At 52.6% G+C, this 1,303-nt stretch carries 1 protein-coding gene; it reads right to left on the bottom strand.

From position 1 onward, the window contains the following. Positions 1 to 38: 38 nt before the first annotated feature. Positions 39 to 1,231 (bottom strand): IS3 family transposase gene (locus ABRP84_RS11225; protein ID WP_349853832.1). Its coding sequence is split into 2 segments (ribosomal slippage): positions 39 to 952 and positions 952 to 1,231, totalling 1,194 coding nucleotides; the frame shifts between segments, so codons are not numbered across the junction. Positions 1,232 to 1,303: the final 72 nt, after the last annotated feature.

Here is a 1,303-nt window from a genome sequence, read left to right as displayed (position 1 = left end):
GGGCCCGACCCCCGAAAAGTGGACACGTCGGGGGTTAGCTATGCTGCTGTGGTCAGTGTAGCTGAAGTCTCGGCTTCAAAGACATCAGGCGCTACGAGATTGCACCAAGAGTGGCGCCGGCGCGTGTTATAGCGCATGCACCACCGGAAGACCTCTTGGCGACAGCTAATTGGGTTGTCAAAGACTTTCCGATCACGTAGCACTTCACGTTTTAAGGTGGCGTTAAATGACTCTGCCAGGGCATTATCGGCACTCGTTCCTACCGCGCCCATGGACTGGCGTACACCTAACGACGAGCAGTAGTTCCTAAAGGTTTGTGAGGTGTACACACTGCCGTGATCGGAATGGAAAATAGCCCCGTCAAGACTGCCACGCACACCGTGTGCGTGGGCTAGAGCATCAATGACCAACGAGACACGCATGTGGTCTGCGAGTGCATAACCTGCAAGTTTCCGTGAATAGGTATCAATGACTGTGGCAAGGTACATGTTTTTGCCGCCCTTGCACGGCAGGTAGGTAATGTCGCCGACATAAACACAGTTCGGCGTATCAGCGGTAAATGTACGGCCTAGTAAATCCGGCATGACGCGGTGACCAGGCTTGCGCCTAGTGGTGATGCATCGACGCCGTTTGCTAAAGCCTTGAAGTCCCATGGATTTCATGATGCGTGCAACTTTCTTGTGATTGACCGGGGTATACACCAGGTCTTCCTTGAGGCTTGCGGCGATGCGTTTAGCACCGTAAAGCCCGTGCTCATCATCGAAGATGGTCTTGATTCTTGCACCAATAAGACCGTCGGAATACATCTTTAACCTGCGTTTTTGACGGGTGCTGACCCACTTGTAAAACGAGGAACGATTCAGCTTTAACACATGGCACATCCGCTTAACCGAGTACTCGGTTCGGTGGTCATAGACAAACTGGAAGCGGATCACCAGCGTGTCTCTTCGGCAAAATATTTCGCAGCCTTACGCAGAATATCGCGTTCTTCGCGCAGCTTAGAGACTTCCTTTTCTAACTGGCGGATTCGCGCAGAATCATTCGCCGCTTGGGCTTTATCATGCACGGCTTTAATGCGGGCACGTTTGCCGGTGCCGTACTTTTTGACCCAAGAATGTAGCGAGGCTCGATTGATTCCGAGCTCGGCTGATGCTGAGTTCAGCGAGAGGTCCTCATTGTTTTCATAGAGGGCCACGGCATCGCGTTTGAACTGTTCGGAATACCTGGACATGGTGGTAGATTACCTTTCTTCCCAGCCCAACCGGGCTAGATATCAGGTGTCCACCAAATGGGGGTCAGGTCC

This window comes from Corynebacterium sp. KPL2861 (assembly GCF_040225475.1).
In the GTDB taxonomy this organism is placed as follows: domain Bacteria; phylum Actinomycetota; class Actinomycetes; order Mycobacteriales; family Mycobacteriaceae; genus Corynebacterium.
The sequence above is the reverse complement of the archived record's forward strand: the minus strand, read 5'-3'. Positions and strand labels throughout refer to the sequence as shown.